Raw genomic sequence first — 17,713 nt, forward strand, 5'->3', positions numbered from 1 at the left:
GTGAGGCTTAACCTTACAACGCCGAAGATGTTTTGGCGAAAAGACAGACATCATTTTCAGCTTGATAACAGATTAATTGATATGCAGAGATGCGTGTTGATAACAGAATTTGCCTGGCGGCTTTAGCGCGGTGGTCCCACCTGACCCCATGCCGAACTCAGAAGTGAAACGCCGTAGCGCCGATGGTAGTGTGGGGTCTCCCCATGTGAGAGTAGGGAACTGCCAGGCATTAATTAAGTGAAAAGGCCATCCGCAAGGATGGCCTTTTTGCGTTTTTGTCATTAGTAAGAAGTCACACCGCAGCCACCAAACTAATCACCTATCTCCCCGTATATACGGTAAACTATCCTCGATTTTGCATCAGGATAGCCTCTATGAACCACTCCCTTAAGCCCTGGAATACCTTTGGTATTCAACGAAATGCCGATCGCATTGTCCGTGCTGAAAATATTCAGCAACTTCTTGATGCGTGGAAAACTGCAACAACAAGCCATCAACCTGTATTGATTTTGGGCGAGGGAAGTAACGTCCTCTTTCTCGACGATTTCGCGGGCACGGTCATTGTGAACCGTATTATGGGAATTGATGTCAATGAGACCGACCAAAGCTGGCATTTACATGTTGGCGCAGGTGAAAACTGGCACAGCCTGGTGCAATTCACCCTTGAAAAAGGTATGGCTGGCCTGGAAAATCTGGCGCTAATACCGGGTTGTGCAGGATCATCTCCAATTCAAAATATCGGTGCCTATGGCATTGAACTTAAACATGTTTGTGAATATGTTGACTGTGTAGAACTGGCGACAGGTAAGGCGAGCCGACTGACCGCGGAACAATGTCGCTTTGGCTACCGTGACAGTATTTTCAAGCATGAATACCAGGATCGTTTTGTCATCGTCTCTGTAGGTTTGCGTCTGGAAAAACACTGGCAGCCCGTATTAACCTACGGTGATTTAACCCGCCTTGATCCTGTCACCGTTACTCCTCGCGAAGTATTCGACGCGGTTTGCCACATGCGCATGACGAAACTTCCTGACCCAAAAGTGAACGGTAACGCGGGCAGTTTCTTCAAAAACCCTGTCGTTAGCAGTGACGTTGCTCAGAAGTTAATAGCTGAATGGCCTGGCGCACCACATTACCCGCAAGCTGGGGGCCACGTTAAGCTCGCGGCTGGATGGCTTATCGATCAGTGTCAGCTGAAAGGTACGGTAAAAGGTGGCGCAGCAGTGCATCGGCAGCAGGCGTTGGTATTAATCAATGAAAACAATGCGACCAGCGAAGACGTTATACAGTTAGCCCATTATGTACGTCAGCGCGTCGGCGAAAAATTCAATGTCTGGCTCGAACCAGAAGTCCGGTTCATCGGCCGCTCGGGTGAAGTCAACGCCGTGGAGATTATTGCGTGAAAGACAATACCGTTCCATTAACGCTGATCGGCATCCTTGCAGACGGAGAATTTCACTCAGGTGAACAGTTGGGTGAACGTCTGGGCATGAGCCGTGCGGCTATCAATAAACATATTCAAACCCTGCGTGACTGGGGCGTTGATGTTTTCACGGTGCCGGGAAAAGGTTACAGCCTGCCGGAGCCCATGCAGTTGCTGGACGAACAGGCGATCCGCAGCCAGTTTGACCAAGGTACGATCGCCGTATTACCCGTTATTGACTCAACCAATCAGTATTTATTGGATCGTCTAAGTGAGCTCAGCTCCGGCGATAGTTGTATTGCTGAGTACCAGCAGGCTGGTCGTGGCCGTCGTGGGCGTAAATGGTTCTCACCTTTTGGTGCTAACCTCTATCTCTCCATGTTCTGGCGTCTCGAACAGGGGCCCGCTGCTGCGATAGGTCTAAGTCTGGTCATCGGAATCGTAATGGCGGAAGTTCTGCAAGACTTAGGTGCGGATAAAGTCCGGGTAAAATGGCCAAACGATCTCTATCTCCAGGATCGAAAACTTGCCGGTATTCTCGTCGAACTCACCGGAAAAACCGGCGATGCCGCGCAGATCGTGATTGGTGCCGGTCTCAATATGGTCATGCGTCATGTTGAAACGGATATCGTCAATCAAGGCTGGATAACGTTGCAGGAAGCAGGGGTGAATATCGATCGTAACGCCCTGGCAGTTCGCCTCATCAAAGAACTGCGTGAATCACTGGTCCTCTTTGAACAAGAAGGCCTCGCGCCGTTTCTACCGCGTTGGGAGAAACTGGATAACTTCATCCATCGCCCGGTGAAATTGATCATCGGTGATAAAGAAATCTTTGGGATTTCACGAGGGATTGATGCTCAGGGAGCACTCTTGCTTGAGCAGGATGGCATCTTGAAGCCGTGGGTTGGTGGAGAAATTTCTCTGCGAAGTGCAGAATAATCGAGAGGGAGCCTGGTGCTCCCTTTTTTATGGCTGAACCAAAATTACCCTACCTGCCTAAACTAGTAGGGAAGGGTAGAATGCTAATAAGAATAAGGAGTTAACATAAAAGCTAAAAAAATAACGACGGAGAAGTATTTCTATATATTTCACTGAGTAACAAATTATTAAAATTAGAATCATCGCAATCGGATTTAAGTGCTAGTTATCCCACTCTAAATGACTTTTATCACTGCATTTATTAATCCCAATAGTATTTATTATCAATTATTCTAAATAATCACATATAAAAAGCTGCCGTGTTATTTGTGTTAAAAACAGATAGCATGTGTCAAACCGATCTTTATGTTCTTGCCAAAAATAAGCAATTTGAGATTAAAACCCTAATTTCAACATGCCAAAATAAGCATCCGATTAAAGTTGTGATGCAACTGTACCCCTACACCTGAATAAAATACGTCTGCACCACATTCTGTAAATGGTGGGTGTACATTATTTATTTGTAAATCATGAGTATAACTATGAATCATTATGATGATTTGCAGCGATTTAAGGACAAAACGCGCAATCAAGCGCTCGACTTCAAAGACTTTTCTGCGCAAAGCCAGGCAAACGATCAGGGCAGTTGGGCCATTCTCAACCAGCTTCTTCCGGCCACTGACGCAAACACATTAGCCGCCGGGGGGCATGTTTCTGTGGCTGCCCCACAGCCCGTTTCGGCAGAAACGTTTGCGTTGGGTGAGTCTGCCATCGCAGAAGAGATGACTCCTGCACATCTGGCGCATACGGAAGTACCTTCGATTCTCAAGGACGTTGCTCAGCAGCTTGCCAGCGAACATCAGGATGTCGTTGCCACGGTGCAAACACCCGTCCTTGCGGCTGCGCGCATTCACTCACCCGAACCTGTTCGTCCTCAGGAGCAGGTGAATTTTTCACGCCTGTTTGCACCCGCCGTCAGCACGCCGAAGCCTACGGCTGAAAAAAATCAGCCTCTGAATTCCCTGTTGGAAAGGATCGCCACATGCCGTTAGTTTGCGTTTGTTCGCCAAAAGGCGGTGTGGGTAAAACCACCATGACCGCAAACCTGGCTTATGCGCTGGCGCGTTCGGGCAGCAAAGTTTTAGCGCTGGATTTCGATGTGCAAAATGCGCTGCGGCTGCACTTTGGCGTGCCGCTTTCTGACACGCGTGGCTATGTCGCCAAAGCCGCTGAGTCCTCCGACTGGAGCCAGTTTGTCCTTACTGCCGGGGGGAATCTGTTTGTGCTGCCTTATGGCGATGCCAGCGAGCCACAGCGGCTAGCGTTTGAAGAACGTCTGACTCATGACGAACACTTTCTGACGCGTGGGTTAAGCACGCTGCTGAATTACCCTGGGCTGATTATTATCGCTGATTTTCCCCCAGGCCCATCGCCCGCGTTAAAAGCCATGTCGCGTCTGGCGGATCTGCATTTAATTACCCTTCTGGCAGATACCGCGTCGCTCTCTCTACTTCCGCAAATTGAAAATCAGCGTCTTACGGGCGGCGTGCTTAACCACAAGGCAGGACATTATTTTGTGCTAAACCAAAGCGATAACCGCCGCCAGATTAGCCGCGACGTTACTACGTTTGTTGAAAACAAACTTGGCGATAAGCTTCTGGGCGTCGTGCATCGTGATGAAAGCGTCGGAGAAGCTAACGCTTCCCAACAGTCCGTTTTCGACTTTAGCCCGGCGTCAGCCGCTGCCTTCGACATTGAGCTTATTGCCAAGAAAGTCGCGGGTATTTTAGGCGTGAAAGTGGGCGACGGTACCGTTCATACCCTTCCGCGTCAGTCAGGGTTCTAACTTCACCCAGAGCAAACTATGAAAAAGTTTCTTTTTATTTTGCTGGCGTTAGCAATGGTTCCCATCGCCCTGCTGATCGTCATTACCCCCATGGATAGCCAGAAACAATATATCTTTGGTTTTATCAGTATTGGTCTGCTGTTCTTAATGGGTTTCAGTAAAAGACGCAGTATTTCAGTGATTATGGTCGTAATGTCATTATTGATGTCGACCCGCTATATGTATTTTCGCCTGACGCAAACACTGCATTTTAATTCTGAGATTGAAACCATCCTCGGGATGGGGTTATTTCTGGCGGAAGTCTACGTTTGGGCTCTTTTACTGCTGAATTATCTGCAAACCGTCTGGCCATTAAAACGTGAAATCGTCCCGCTGCCTGATGATATGTCGAAGTGGCCGACCGTGGACGTCTACATTCCCACCTACAACGAATCGCTGGAGGTCGTGCGCGACACCGTGCTGGCGGCACAATGTATTGATTACCCGCGCGACAAAATGAAGATTTACCTGCTCGACGATGGGAAACGCCGTGAATTTGCAGTATTCGCTGCAGACGTCGGGGTCGGATACATCACGCGTAATGATAACTCTCACGCTAAGGCCGGGAATCTCAACCACGCGATGAAGCTGACGCAGGGCGAGCTCATTACGGTATTTGACTGTGACCATGTCGCCACGCGTATTTTCCTGCAAGCCACTGTGGGCGGTTTCTTGAAAGATCCGAAACTGGCACTGGTGCAAACTCCGCACTATTTCTACTCGCCAGATCCTTTTGAACGCAACCTTTCCGTTGGGCGCAATATTCCGAACGAAGGCACGCTATTTTACGGCCCTATTCAACAGGGTAATGACAACTGGAATGCCACTTTCTTCTGCGGCTCCTGCGCGGTTATTCGTCGTAGTGCACTGGAAGAGATTGGCGGCTTTGCGGTTGAGACGGTGACTGAAGATGCCCACACCGCACTGAAGATGCAGCGCCTCGGCTGGAAATCCGCTTTCCTGGATATTCCACTGGCGGCAGGCCTCGCCACTGAACGTCTGGTACTGCATGTGATCCAGCGTACACGCTGGGCGCGTGGCATGACGCAGATTTTCCGTCTGGATAACCCGCTGCTTGGTCGCGGTCTGACTATCCAGCAGCGCTTGTGTTACCTCAGCGCCATGCTGTATTACCAGTTCGCGCTGCCACGTATCGCGTTCTTAACCGCGCCGCTAGCCTATCTGCTGTTCAACCTCAATATCATTCACTCGTCGGCAGGCCTGGTTTTTGCCTATGCGTTGCCACACCTGTTCCTCGCGATTTATCTCAATTCGCGTATGAACGGACGCTATCGCTACAGCTTCTGGGGTGAAATTTACGATCTGGTGCTGGCATTCCATCTGGTATTGCCAACGGCAGTGACCATGATTTTCCCGAAACGCGGCAAGTTCAACGTGACGGATAAAGGCGCACTGCTGAACGTCGGTTACTTCGATTTCAGGGTCGTACGCCCGCATCTGGTGATTGCCATTTTGCTGGGTATCGGCGTCATCGCCGGTATCGTTCGCGCCTGTGCTCATGACTATTACGGCGTTGATCCGAGCGTTATCGCGCTTAACGTTGGCTGGGGGCTGTACAGTCTGATCTTCCTGCTGGCGGCAATCGCCGTCGCTCGTGAAACGCGGCAGACCCGCAAAACAATCCGCATTGATGTGACTATTCCGGTTCTGATTCACTATGCCAGCGGTATTTCCTCCCGCAGTCAGACGGCGGATCTGTCGATGGGTGGCTGCCGTATTGAGTTGCCAGACGATCGTCACCTGACGGATGAAATCGAAGAAGTCGAGCTGCTCTTGCACTCGGGGGCGATCAGTATTCCGGTGAAAGTAGTCGCCACCGACGAACACTACATTCGCCTGATGTTTGAAGATATTCCACTCTCCCGCCGCCGCGAGCTGGTCCGTGTGGTACTGGCACGCGCCGACGCATGGATCCAGCCACCAAAACCGCAGGACAACCCGTTCCGTTCGCTGCTGACCATCGTGCGCTGCGTGTTTGACCTCTTCTGGATGACGTGGAAAACGCGCCGGGAGAACCGCCGTGCGCGTGCGCAGGTGCAGGAGGACAGCAGCGTATGAAACGTCTGACAACACTCACGCTATTAACGGCCTCGCTTTTCGCGCTGCCGTTGCATAGTGAAGAAACGACCATCGACGCGCTTTTACCTGTCGACATGCCGGCCCCGGTGGCCGTTGCGCCCACGGTATTTGTGCCTTCAACGGTTAACAGCATCAGCGTGGCGCAGATGGGGCAGCCACAGGGCGTCGTGCTGAGCGGCGGTCAGTTGCAGGGGGGAATGAACTTTACTCTGCCAGTCGATCAGGTAGTGACGAATGCAAAGCTATCGCTGAACCTGAACCGGCAGGTTGTGCAGGAAAGTGTCGTTCATGGTCAGGCTGAGCCAGGATTTGTTTTCGTCAATCCAGCTTTCGGTCGGAAAACGGTAGCCGATATGCAGCGGTATGGTTTCCCCATCCCACAGGAACAGATCCGGGGCGGCACGGAACGCCACGCGCAATGGCGCATGCCAGATCCCAGTGACGGTCAGGCTCTGATCTTTACGGATCAGCTCAGAGATTTTCACCGGGCGATCCGTTGGGATCCAGCGAGGTGCATCGTAGGCTTTGCTGGCAGGGATCGTCTGTGAGGGGATCGCCAGGCTGGCCGTTTGCTGCGCGAAGTTGCCTCGCGTCAGACGCCATGCAGCGGTACGCAGCGCGGCCTCGTCATTGCCGACGATCAACAGCAGCTTATACACCGGGTTCGCCGGGTTATCGATAACCTGTAGCGTAGGTTGAGAGGTTTTCGGCAGCGTCAGACCACCGATTTTCTCGCCCGGATGACCAATCAAAATGCCGTTTTTCTCGGGCAGCGTGTCGTGTAACGCCGCGAAAGAAACGCCACGGTAATCTGCCTGAATACCGAACCACGAGGAAATAGACGCCGCGGCGCTGAGCGTATCGCTGCTGAGCGTCGGCCCGAAGGCGAAGGCTATCGTGGCAGGGGTCATCTGCATGCTGTCGAAGAACGGACGCGGGAAATGGCTCAGATCCGAGCCAATATCCAGCTGCTGGCCTTCCAGCTCGAAACGGGAATCGGGCAGGATGGTGACGCGGTATTTCTCGGACAGGTCACGCTGACACTGCATGGCGTCGCCATCGTTAATCTTAAAACTCAGGCTATTGCTGGAAACCAGCAGCGCCGCAGGGATATCCAGCTGGAAGCGCGAGATATCACTTTCCGCCGCCCCCAGCGGTACGGTGCCCAACGGCTGACCGTTGAGCATCAACTGCATCGTTGCGTTCCGAGTCGCCATGGCGGGAGAGACTTTAATAAGCAAGGTGCGCTGGAAACGCTGTGGCATAAGCTTGGCGGCGACGCGCGGCAGGAGAAGTTTGATATGCCGCTGGAGCCGTACATGATTTACGGTGACAACCAGCTCTCGCTCTATTTCAACATCACGGCAAAAGAGAACGCGCCGTGTAGCGTGCTGTTAAACAACAACATTAAGAGCCGTATCGACGAAGATTCGTGGATTGATCTGAGCCACACGCGCCACTTTTCACTGTTGCCGAACCTCTCATATTTTGTCGGGGCATCTTTCCCTTTTACCCGTCTTGCCGACTATTCACAGACGGTGCTGCTGCTGCCTGAACAACCGACCGAAACGCAGATCGCCACGCTACTGAATATGGCCGCCCGTTCAGGGAATGCGACCGGTACTGCGCTCTATAACAACCGCGTGGTGCTCGGTGTGCCGACAGCGGGAGGCAATCTTGAGCTACTGCGCACGCGCGACGTACTGGCGGTCAGCGGCATGGTGCAGCACGAGTTCAACCAGGCGCTGCTAAAGGATTCGCCGTTTACTTCGCACGACAACACATTAGGTGTACGCACGCCAACGACCTGGCAAAAATTGCAACGCTGGGTCGCGGGTGACTGGACGTCGAATGGCGTTGATGCCGACCGCTATTTCTCCTCGAATGAGGCCTGGCGCGGATTCGTCAGCTTCCGTTCGCCGTGGAGCAGCGACCGCCTGGTCGTCATGGCGCTTGGCAGTAACGATGAGCAGCTTTCACGCCTGCATGAGGATTTAACCTCCGCGCGCATTAACGCAGGGATCCGCGGCGATGCAGCGATCATCACCAACGAAAACGGTGTGCGCAGCTTCCGTGTGGGGACGCAGTTCCCAAGCGGCGAGATGCCAACCCAGATGATGATTGTCTGGTACGCCAACCAGCATTCGGCGTTGTTGGCACTATTGGGTCTGATCATGAGCACGCTCACCGGTCTGGGTCTTTATGCCTGGCTGAAAAGGCGTGCGCATAAGCGTTTGAATCCGGAGACGGAAAAGTGAAAAAAATAACGATTAAATCGGCCATTTGCCTCTCCGGCGTACTGGCATTTGGATCTGCCGCTATAGCTGCGCAAAACGACGCTGCGCTTAAGGCGCTATTCGATCAGGCTAACTACTGGCACGAAAAATCCCACGACGACCTCGCGAGTGAATCGCTCAAAAAGGTGTTGATGGTCGATGCCAATAACACCCAGGCGCTGTATCTGATGGCGTTATGGGCGCAGCAAAACGGCGATTTGCAGGGGGCGGCCCAGTGGCGCGCGCGGCTGGCAAAAGTTTCGCCGACCGATGGTGGTTTGCAGGCGCTGGATAACGCAAAACAGATGACGCAGATCCCGCAGGGGACGCTGACGCTGGCACGACAGCAGGCGCGCGGCGGGAATATCCCCGCCGCGATGGAGACCTGGAAAACCCTGTTCAACGGTGATACACCACCCGCGAGCCTTGCACCTGAATATTATCAGACCATGGGGAGCGACAAATCGCGCTACCCGCAGGCACTGAGTGAATTGCAGCGCTTTGCGGCGCAAAACCCGCAGGACAACGCCGCGCGTGTGGCGCTGGGGAAAATGCTCACCTGGCGGGAGGAGACGCGTCGTGACGGGATTATCCAGTTGCAACAAATGGCAAGCGGGAGCAAAGACGCGGACGCCGGTCTTCGTCAGGCGCTCTTGTGGTTAGGGCCAAAAGCGGGCGATGAGCAGTTCTACGACACCTGGCTACAGCGTCATCCGCAGGACAGTGAAGTGCAGGCGTATTACCGTAAAAACATCGGTGGCGCGGCGAAAGGTGAAGGTTATACCGCACTGAACAGCGGCAACGCCGATGCGGCGAAACGTCAGTTTGAGCAGGTTCTGCAAACGAACCCGCAGGATGCCGACGCGCTGGCAGGAATGGGCTATATCGCCCAGCGCAGCGGAGATTTTCAGGCCGCAGCGCAGTATCTCGGTCGCGCTGCAAGCCAGGGCGGCGACGCCTCTGCTGATCGTCAGACGCAGGCCGACGACGCCGCGTTTTATGGTCAGTTGGCTCAGGCGCAGCAGGCGCTGAAAGAGGGGAACATCAGCCAGGCGCTGGCGCTATCTGCGCCGCTGGTGCAACAGAGCGGTGAGCGCGGTACGGCTGCCAAACTGTTCCGTGCCGACGTCTTACGCCATAACAAAGACTACCCGCAGGCCGAGCAGACGCTTCGCGAGCTGGTCAATCAGCAGCCAGAAAATGGCGCGGCGCGGGAAAATCTCTACTACGTCCTGAAAGAACAGAATAAAACCGACGAAGCCCAGGCGATGTTGCGTACCTTGCCGGCCAGTTTGCAGTCAAAACTTCAGCCACGTGTCGTGGCGGGGTTACCGGGCGATCCGATTCGCCGTCAGGCGCAGCAGGCTGCCGCCAGCGGAAATACCGAACAGGCCATCGCGATCCTGCGCCAGGGTGTGGCACGTTTACCGGACGATCCATGGCTACGCCTGGACCTGGCGCGCCTGTTGCAAAAATCAGGTGCGGACGGCGAAGCCGCCTCGGTGATGCAGCCCGCTTCTCGCCCGGGAGCTGGGGCCAGTTCACTCTACGCCGCCGCGCTGTTCTCCAGCGAAAATGGTGCCTGGCAACAGGCCCAGATGCTGCTATCTCGCATCTCACCTGCCAGCCAAACGCCGCAGGTTCGTGAGCTATCGCAACGGGTGAATTACAACCTGCAGATGGTTACCGCTGAGCGCTATCTGGCGCAGGGGAATTCCGTTGCCGCGGCGAATACGCTGAAAACACTTTCGGCGCGTCCGCCGGAAAGCCCGGTAGATGCGGGCAAGCTGGCGAGAATGCTGGCACAAAGCGGCGATTTAACCAGTGCCGTTTCGGTCGTGCGCAGCAATATGCGTGAAGGCGTACAGGGTAACGCAGGTGACTATGCGGATCAGGTAGCGGTACTGAATCAGGCCGGGCTAAACGGCGAAGCGCAGAGCTTCCTGTCTAATCCGGAACTGCTGTCACGAAGCACCCCAACTCAGCTTGCAGGCGTGCGAAACGGCTATGTGATCAACGAAGCCGATCGCTTACGCGAGCAGGGTAACTATGCGGCGGCTTACGACAAGCTGATTCGCGCCCTGCAAAGCGATCCGCAAAATACGGATTTGATGTTTGCGATGGCGCGTCTGTATCAGACCGGCAAAATGAACAAAGAGGCTGGCGTGGTCTATGACTACCTGATGACGCGCGATACGCCAACTCAGGATGCCCGCGTCGGTGCCATTGATGTGGCACTGGCGGAAGACAACGTCGCGAAGGCGAAGCAGCTTGCCAACGGCTTGCAAAGCGATACTTCGCCGCAGCGTCTGATTTTGCTGGCGCGTCTTGAAGATGCGCAGGGCAATCATCAGCAAGCGATGACCTATCTTCGCAGCGCGCGCGGCAAGCTGCTGGGACTGCAATCCACCAATAGCTCAGCCACGCCGACTATGGGCGGCCTGCTGTTGGCGGATAACCCTTTCGTCACCACCAGCCGTACGTCTCAGGCTGTGGGAACGACGGCTTCTACGGATAGCTCCCTGCCCTGGCAGCTGTCGCAAACGGCGCGCGAGGCAGGCTCAACGCTGCCGGGCACCATGCGTACCGATTTGCCGCAGGAGACCGCGCAAAGCCGTGCCTTGCGTCAGGTTGACGACATGATGCAGCAGATGAACGAGCAGACCGGCATGTGGTTGCAGGGCGGAGTCGAAGTGCGTGGTCGCGATGGCGAGTCGGGTACCAGCAAGCTGACCGAAGCCAAAGCACCGCTAACCTGGTCCAGCTCACCGTTTGGCGAATCTCGCTTCGAGTTCACGGCCACACCAGTCATGCTGAGTTCGGGTAGCGCCAGCGGCGACGCCTGGCGTCGTTCCGGATCGAACCCGCTCGCCAACGTATCGTCAAACGTCATCTCGACGGTGACCAACGAGCAAAAGACGCTGGCCGCCATGAGTGCAGCAGACCGGGCGACCTATCTGGCTGCGCATCCCGAAGCACAAACCATTGCAGATCTCGGTACGCTTGATGCCGGAGACTACAACCTTACCAGCTCTGACGGTCAGCTAAACCTGGCGAAACTGGGCGGATATGATGGCGGGAAGGTTGGTGATTATCTCGAAGCATCAAATCTGAAGCCGAACGTTAACCAGCCCGGCGATGTGTCCACGGATTCCCAAAAGGCGAACGGTGTTGAACTGAACATGGCGCTCAGCGGTAAGGATTATCGTCTGGATGTCGGCAGTACACCGCTAGGGCAGGATTTGAGTACGCTGGTGGGGGGCGTGAAATGGTCGCCAAAACTGACAAACTACCTGTCGTTGATCTTGACCGGTGAACGCCGCGCGGTGACCGATAGCCTGCTTTCTTACGTCGGAATGGAAGACAAATACTCCGGTAAGCGCTGGGGTCGCGTGACCAAAAACGGCGGCAGCCTGCAACTGAGCTATGACGATGGTGACGCCGGTTTCTACGTGGGTGGCGGCGGTTACAGTTATCTCGGTGAAAACGTCGCGAGCAATACCAGCATGAATACCAATGCGGGTGTCTACCTGCGGCCTTATCACGACGATCTGCGTGAGGTTAAGGCCGGGCTGAGCATGAGCTGGATGGACTTCTCGAAAAACCTTAGCCAGTTCACCTTTGGCCAGGGGGGCTATTTCAGCCCGCAAAACTACGTTAGCGTCGCGCTGCCAATTGATTACTCACAAAAAATCGACAACTGGAAAGTCAAACTCGGCGGCTCCGTGGGGTATCAATCCTACACCCAGGACAGTAGCGATTACTTCCCAACGAACAATGAATGGCAGCAGTTACTCGAGAATGCCGTCGATGCTGGTTTCGCCAAGGAAGCACATTACAAAGGCACCTCAGAGAGCGGCATAGGCTATACGATGCGTGCCGGCGTGGATTATAACGTCAACAAAGATATGACGATTGGCGGCAAAGTGGGTTACGACACCTTTGGCAGCTATAACGAAAGTACGGCGGGACTCTATTTCCGCTACATGCTGGGAGACAAATAATGACAACGACGATGGAAAACCCTGCGCTGTTAAGCTGGTTTCGTGGGCAACAAACGCCGGAAGGGTGGTTCGATCTGCTGGCGTTAATTGTCGACGGCATGGTGCGCAACGTGGGTGAGATGGAAAGCCAGCCGTTCCTTCGACAGATGGGCGATGCCCTTGCGGAACAGTTTCCGCTTCCGCCTTCCGAAACGGTGGGCGAACTGGAGGCCAATATGAATGCTCAGCTAGCGCGTTTTGGCTGGGGCTGCGTAGAGGTCACTCCCGGGGATACATACCTTACGTTACGCCATCAGGCTCTGCCGGTGAGTCGACGTGAGCATCAGCAAAGCCGCTGGTGTCACGCCTTCTGTGCAATACTCGAAGGGTTGTATGCCCACTGGATCCAGGGGCAGGGCGGAAAAGCGCATGTCACGGTCAGCCGTGAGCGCCTCTTTTCCACTTCGGACGTTCAGTTCCGCTACCACATTCCACAATGAGCTAATTATGCAAAAGCCCGCATGTGCCGCACTGGCGGTCATGGTGAGTCTGTTTTTCTCTCCTTTCTCTCAGGCGGGTCAGGCCTGGGAGAGCTATAAAGCGCGATTTTTAATGCCGGATGGTCGCATTGTCGATACCGGCAATGGCAACGTCTCGCATACCGAAGGGCAGGGCTTTGCCATGCTGATGGCCGTAGCGAGCGATGATAAACCGGCGTTTGATAAGCTCTGGCAGTGGACGAATAGTACGCTGAAGAACAAAGAGAACGGTCTGTTTTACTGGCGTTATAACCCGGTACAACCCAATCCGATTCCCGATAAAAACAATGCGACTGACGGTGATGCGTTAATCGCCTGGGCATTGTTAAAAGCGGATGCTCGCTGGCATGACAATCGTTACAGCAATGCCTCCGATGCTATCACCCGATCGCTTGTCAGCCACACGGTGATAAGCTATGCGGGCCATAAGATTATGTTGCCTGGCGTACAGGGATTTAATCTCAACAGCGAAGTGATTCTGAACCCGTCGTACTTTATCTTCCCCGCCTGGCAGGCATTCGCCGAACGCAGTCATTTGCAGGTGTGGCGAGAGCTGATTCAGGACGGACAAAAATTGCTGGGGAAAATGGGGTCGGGCGAAGCGAATCTTCCGACTGACTGGGAATCGCTGTCGGCTGGCGGCACGTTAACGCCTGCAAAAGCGTGGCCGCCGCGCATGAGTTACGATGCGATTCGTATCCCGCTGTACATCGCCTGGCTGAATCAGCAAAGCCCACAGCTGACGCCGTGGCGCGCCTGGTTTGGTCAGTTTAGCCGCGAAAAAACGCCAGCCTGGGTGAACGTCACGACCAACGAATATGCCCCGTACATGATGGAAGGTGGGCTTTTGGCGGTGCGTGATTTAACGATGGGGCAACCCTCTGGCGAGCCGCAAATCACCGCGAAAGATGATTATTACTCAGCAAGCCTGAAGATGCTGGTGTGGCTTGCCGAGCAATAATGACCGCACCGACTATTTTGGCTCCAAAGCACTGCCCTCTCCTTAAATGGAGAGGGAGTACATTGTGCAAATTGTCCTACAGTGGGGATGAGAGGAGAGGGGGAAAACTTACTGCGGATACGGCACCCAATCTCCACCATTCAGACGTACATACGGTTTATTCTGGTACTGAATCACCACCGCGTTGGCATTTTCTGATACCTCCGCCGTTTGCGGTAAACCGCTGGTGAGCTGGTTCCAGTTCACGCTGTCTTCAACGAACAATTTACCGTCTACCGCGCGAGCCACCAGTTCAGAAATCGCCAGATAGCTGCTCGGCTGGTTAATTTCGATGGGAGCACCCTGATGCGGTGCTTTCATTCCAAAGAATTTGATTCCGGCAGGAACGTTGGTGATCGATGGGCTTGGGATATCGCGCAGTCCGGACACCTGCATCCTGTCGCCTTTCAGCGCGGCACCGTGCTCTGGCACGACCACAACCATGACCCGACGACCCGATTTTTCCAGCTCGGTAAAGAAAGCATCCAGTTCGTCGAAGAACTTCTGCGCACGAACTTTGTAATCTGCCGTTTTGCTCACGCCGGGATAATGGTTACCGTCGTGCAGAGGCAGCGTGTTGTAGAACGTTGCGCTACGCGCGTTATCGTCCTTGCCGACCGTTTGCAACCAGCGTTGCAGCACTGCGGTATCGTCGTAAACCGGCGAGCCGTCAAAGCCTAACAGAGGAACGGGCAAGCCAGTCTGATCCATCAGCGGAGCATGCATCCCGCCGTTTTCTTGCACTTCTTTCAAAAAGCCACCAAACACGCCGTTATGACCGAGCATCAGGTGCTGTGAAAAGCCCAGCTTTTCGAGATTATCAAACAGGTAGCATTGATTGCCCGCTGGCTGATACAGATTTTTGTGCGATGGCTGGCCGCAACTTGCGCGCAGCAGACGAATCGCTGCCGGGCCGCTGTAAGAGGTGGCTGAGTTGAAATCTTTAAACTGAATATCAAAATGCGACCACAGCGGATGCGACATCAGGCCTGCGGCTTCCACGTCTGCCCACGAGAGCGAGCAGATGTTGATAACCAGCAGTTCAAAAGGTTGCGCGTCGGCGGGTAAGGCCTCTGGGAATTTGGTTTGACGCTTATCTTCTGCGTTATAAAAGCTCGACAGCCAGGCATTGAGATTCGTCGTGGTTGGTGGTGCCGTCTGGGTTGGAATATCACCCACGACGGCTGTCGCCCCGGCGGTTGCCACCGTTGGCGCAACGCTGCCACCCGTGGTGGTGACCGTCGTCGTGCCTTGACCGGCAGGCCACAGGGAGAAGCCAGGGCCTGCCAGCGTCAGGACGTTAAGCCAGATAAGGATCGCCACCACAAATACCGTCACGCGCAGCCATTGCGACAGGAACAGCCACGCAATAAACAGCACGAAAATAGCGCCGATCATCTGCCAGTTAATAAAGCGCTCAACCAGATCCCGAATATAGCCCGCACTAAAGCCCGCCACCTCAGACCCTTGGCTCATAATACTTTCCGGGCCGGGTAGCCAGGTATCATGCCAGAACAGTGCGAAGCCAATCGGAATCGCTATCCAGTGGCGTAAACGATGCAGTTTAAGGTTGGGAATGGGCATCAACAAAAATGCCATAAACACCAGGTTGAGCAGCGGGTGGAAGTTGAGATAGCCGGCCCAAAGCAGGCCAAATTTCACCAGAAAGTAGAAGTTCCAGCCGGAAAGGCCGCGCCAGTATTGCCAAAGTGGTGAGGGCGCCGAGGCGGTATAAGAAGAATTAGTCATGTTTTTGGTTTGCCTTGACGTGTGATGCCCGTTTCAGTGTTCCGGCTGGTTTAACGTAGCGAGGTTTTGCAAACAGCAATCGGGTGGTATCGCGAATTCGGCGCAGCGAATGGCGCGCATAATAGCCAAGTGGGAAGAAAACGAGCGCACAGACGATGATCAACTGAATGATATCGGTAGTATTCATGATGAAGCCCTCTCTTCCGCATCGTTCAGCAAACGCAGTGGCTCAGGCACTCGACGCCAGGAATGTCCATCGTGGGTTGCATTGAGCACCGGTTTGGCGTCACTCGACATCAACAGTGGTTTACCCCACTGTTCTGGCTCAAGCATGCGCATCTGCACAATTTCGGCGGCAATCAGGTTGTCTTCAAACCAGATCATTCGGTTCGAGAAAATATCACCGGTCGGTAACGGGAAAATGTGGTTAAGGGCGGTATCCAGATCGTTGACGCGACAGAAGGACAAAAACAGCACCAGGCGGTTATCGCCAATGGTCATGATATCCCCGACTCGATTGGGGCGACACAGCGTCAATGCTTGTTCAATACGAATACCAGGAACCGGACGAAGCGCGACCATCACACCTTTCCCATCTGCTGGAAGTAGGGTGTTATTCATCATGTTGCCGACCGCGTCACAGAACGTATCCCATTTCTGGAAGCCGCGCAGTTTCATCGGCTGCGTCATGGAGAGCAGAGTAGAAATATCTTCAGGAACATGACGGTTAAACTGCTGGCCCTGGATACTCTCGATAAGCGTCAGGCAGCGAGAAAGCGGTGCATTCCAGGGAATCACCATATTGGCCCCACAACCCAGCAGCAGACGCTCATCGGTGGCACGCAGGCTGGTGATGTTTTCACGCACCACTATCTTTAACACGCTCCCGCGCTGGCGGCGCAACGTATGGATTTGCCGCGCCATGGGTTCAATTTGGTTATTTTGAGTCAGCGAAAAAATAATCGTTGCAGCCTGCGTATTGCGGGCTTCATTAAACACGCCTTCATTGGACTCAAATAACGTCCAGTGCTCGGAAAGCGCAGGTGCGCCTTCCAGTACGGCGACGTTACTCAAAATGCGTTTTTCATCGTTTCGCGGTTGAACGACGGCTTTTTCCTGCTGGGCTAAATGCCATTCGCCATCAATATGATTAAGCGAAAGCTGCTGGCGCGCGCTGACGCCTTTTTCATTACACCAGAAGGCAATATCGTAAAGATGGCTATCGGCCTGATGGCGTAGACTGGCAAGACCAAAAAGGGAGCGATATTCACTCATTAAAAATGAGAACTGCTTATCATTATTATTACCTGGGCTGATAACCAGCAGTGTGCAATTTTGATCTCGCGCCCATTTATTGATTTTTTCCAGCCAGCGCCGTGTTTTTTCGATAGATATATTTTGCCAGGCATTAATTGAACATTTAAGTAACACTAAATAACGTTCTGGAACTATGCTGCACTGAATGTCGCGGGGCAAAAAGTATAGACCATCTTCTCCATTTGGCATGGAAAATAAACGAACTTTATCCGGGCCGCGCGTTTGATCGAGCTTAACTATTTTTTTAGGGTCTTCACCCATGGTGACAACGGCAACCTGCGCATGTTTGTCTTGCGCCGCAATGGTTTGATTTAACAGACTTATAGCGTCTTCATTGCGATCCGCGCTGATCCACCAGACTCCGCCGGCTGGCATGTGGCGCAATTCGTCCCATAAGGACGGGATACCAACTGAAAATATGGGGTTCACGATGTCCCTCTTAACCTCTAATTCACCTGTAACTCAGTTTACTAGCGAAAGCACAGAAATAAACCTAACATTGAAATTAAAGAGCATCAGACTT

At 53.7% G+C, this 17,713-nt stretch carries 11 protein-coding genes, 1 rRNA gene and 3 pseudogenes; 11 read left to right on the plus strand and 4 right to left on the minus strand.

The genetic code is table 11. The annotated features are described in order from the left end of the window. Positions 1-112 precede the first annotated feature (112 nt). The 7 genes and pseudogenes from rrf to AC6EMZ_RS19225 form a co-directional block, all read left to right on the plus strand. A 5S ribosomal RNA gene (gene rrf, locus AC6EMZ_RS19195) occupies positions 113-228 on the plus strand. Positions 229-374: 146 nt separating this feature from the next. After that, on the plus strand, positions 375-1,403 hold the full coding sequence (gene murB / locus AC6EMZ_RS19200; RefSeq protein WP_498404357.1) for a UDP-N-acetylmuramate dehydrogenase: 1,029 nt from the start codon (positions 375-377) through the stop codon (positions 1,401-1,403). Next, entirely contained in the window at positions 1,400-2,362 is a 963-nt protein-coding gene (birA, locus tag AC6EMZ_RS19205) for a bifunctional biotin--[acetyl-CoA-carboxylase] ligase/biotin operon repressor BirA (RefSeq protein WP_498404358.1), read from the plus strand. Before murB ends, birA begins: the two co-directional genes overlap by 4 nt. Positions 2,363-2,883: 521 nt before the next feature. Further along, a complete protein-coding gene (bcsO, locus tag AC6EMZ_RS19210; protein WP_498404359.1) occupies positions 2,884-3,393 on the plus strand; it encodes a cellulose biosynthesis protein BcsO in 510 nt (169 codons plus the stop codon). After that, the gene (gene bcsQ / locus AC6EMZ_RS19215) at positions 3,384-4,187 is read left to right on the plus strand and encodes a cellulose biosynthesis protein BcsQ (protein WP_498404360.1); all 804 of its coding nucleotides are present in this window, start codon (positions 3,384-3,386) and stop codon (positions 4,185-4,187) included. The genes bcsO and bcsQ overlap by 10 nt, the downstream gene beginning before the upstream one ends. A gap of 18 nt (positions 4,188-4,205) precedes the next feature. Then, positions 4,206-6,305 (plus strand): UDP-forming cellulose synthase catalytic subunit, encoded by a 2,100-nt coding sequence (gene bcsA, locus AC6EMZ_RS19220; RefSeq protein ID WP_498404361.1) that lies wholly within the window; start codon positions 4,206-4,208, stop codon positions 6,303-6,305. Between the two features lie 167 nt (positions 6,306-6,472). Then, positions 6,473-6,526, plus strand: a pseudogene (locus tag AC6EMZ_RS19225) (hypothetical protein); the annotation flags it as partial. A 48-nt stretch (positions 6,527-6,574) separates the two neighbouring features. On the opposite strand, the pseudogene AC6EMZ_RS19230 reads toward AC6EMZ_RS19225, so the two are convergent. Then, positions 6,575-7,561, minus strand: a pseudogene (locus tag AC6EMZ_RS19230) (cellulose biosynthesis cyclic di-GMP-binding regulatory protein BcsB); the annotation flags it as partial. On the opposite strand from AC6EMZ_RS19230, the pseudogene AC6EMZ_RS19235 reads away from it, so the two are divergent. The 4 genes and pseudogenes from AC6EMZ_RS19235 to AC6EMZ_RS19250 all read left to right on the plus strand — a co-directional run. Next, positions 7,559-8,584, plus strand: a pseudogene (locus AC6EMZ_RS19235) (cellulose biosynthesis cyclic di-GMP-binding regulatory protein BcsB); the annotation flags it as partial. The pseudogenes AC6EMZ_RS19230 and AC6EMZ_RS19235 overlap by 3 nt on opposite strands. Continuing rightward, on the plus strand, positions 8,581-12,606 hold the full coding sequence (locus tag AC6EMZ_RS19240; RefSeq protein ID WP_498404362.1) for a cellulose biosynthesis protein BcsC: 4,026 nt from the start codon (positions 8,581-8,583) through the stop codon (positions 12,604-12,606). The pseudogene AC6EMZ_RS19235 and the gene AC6EMZ_RS19240, both read left to right, overlap by 4 nt. Beyond that, the gene (bcsD, locus tag AC6EMZ_RS19245) at positions 12,606-13,085 is read left to right on the plus strand and encodes a cellulose biosynthesis protein BcsD (protein ID WP_498404363.1); all 480 of its coding nucleotides are present in this window, start codon (positions 12,606-12,608) and stop codon (positions 13,083-13,085) included. The genes AC6EMZ_RS19240 and bcsD overlap by 1 nt, the downstream gene beginning before the upstream one ends. Positions 13,086-13,092: 7 nt before the next feature. Then, the gene (locus AC6EMZ_RS19250; protein WP_498404364.1) at positions 13,093-14,085 is read left to right on the plus strand and encodes a family 8 glycosyl hydrolase; all 993 of its coding nucleotides are present in this window, start codon (positions 13,093-13,095) and stop codon (positions 14,083-14,085) included. A gap of 108 nt (positions 14,086-14,193) precedes the next feature. Here the strand turns inward: AC6EMZ_RS19250 and bcsG are convergent, their stop codons facing one another. The 3 genes from bcsG to bcsE are packed head-to-tail and all read right to left on the minus strand — an operon-like array spanning position 14,194 to position 17,619. Next, positions 14,194-15,873 carry a cellulose biosynthesis protein BcsG gene (bcsG, locus tag AC6EMZ_RS19255; protein ID WP_498404365.1) on the minus strand — a complete coding sequence of 560 codons (1,680 nt, stop codon included), beginning with the start codon at positions 15,871-15,873 and terminating at the stop codon, positions 14,194-14,196. After that, entirely contained in the window at positions 15,866-16,063 is a 198-nt protein-coding gene (gene bcsF, locus AC6EMZ_RS19260) for a cellulose biosynthesis protein BcsF (RefSeq protein WP_498404476.1), read from the minus strand. The genes bcsG and bcsF overlap by 8 nt, the downstream gene beginning before the upstream one ends. Continuing rightward, positions 16,057-17,619 carry a cellulose biosynthesis c-di-GMP-binding protein BcsE gene (gene bcsE, locus AC6EMZ_RS19265; RefSeq protein ID WP_498404366.1) on the minus strand — a complete coding sequence of 521 codons (1,563 nt, stop codon included), beginning with the start codon at positions 17,617-17,619 and terminating at the stop codon, positions 16,057-16,059. Before bcsE ends, bcsF begins: the two co-directional genes overlap by 7 nt. Positions 17,620-17,713 lie beyond the last annotated feature (94 nt).

It is taken from the genome of Enterobacter sp. SCRI0065 (genome assembly GCF_059766475.1).

Coding starts and splice junctions, on each gene's coding strand:
- bcsA (WP_498404361.1), top strand. CDS start 4,206: ATGAAAAAGTTTCTTTTTATTTTGCTGGCGTTAGCAATGGTTCCCATC.
- bcsQ (WP_498404360.1), top strand. CDS start 3,384: ATGCCGTTAGTTTGCGTTTGTTCGCCAAAAGGCGGTGTGGGTAAAACC.
- bcsD (WP_498404363.1), top strand. CDS start 12,606: ATGACAACGACGATGGAAAACCCTGCGCTGTTAAGCTGGTTTCGTGGG.
- murB (WP_498404357.1), top strand. CDS start 375: ATGAACCACTCCCTTAAGCCCTGGAATACCTTTGGTATTCAACGAAAT.
- bcsG (WP_498404365.1), bottom strand. CDS start 15,873: ATGACTAATTCTTCTTATACCGCCTCGGCGCCCTCACCACTTTGGCAA.
- bcsO (WP_498404359.1), top strand. CDS start 2,884: ATGAATCATTATGATGATTTGCAGCGATTTAAGGACAAAACGCGCAAT.
- AC6EMZ_RS19250 (WP_498404364.1), top strand. CDS start 13,093: ATGCAAAAGCCCGCATGTGCCGCACTGGCGGTCATGGTGAGTCTGTTT.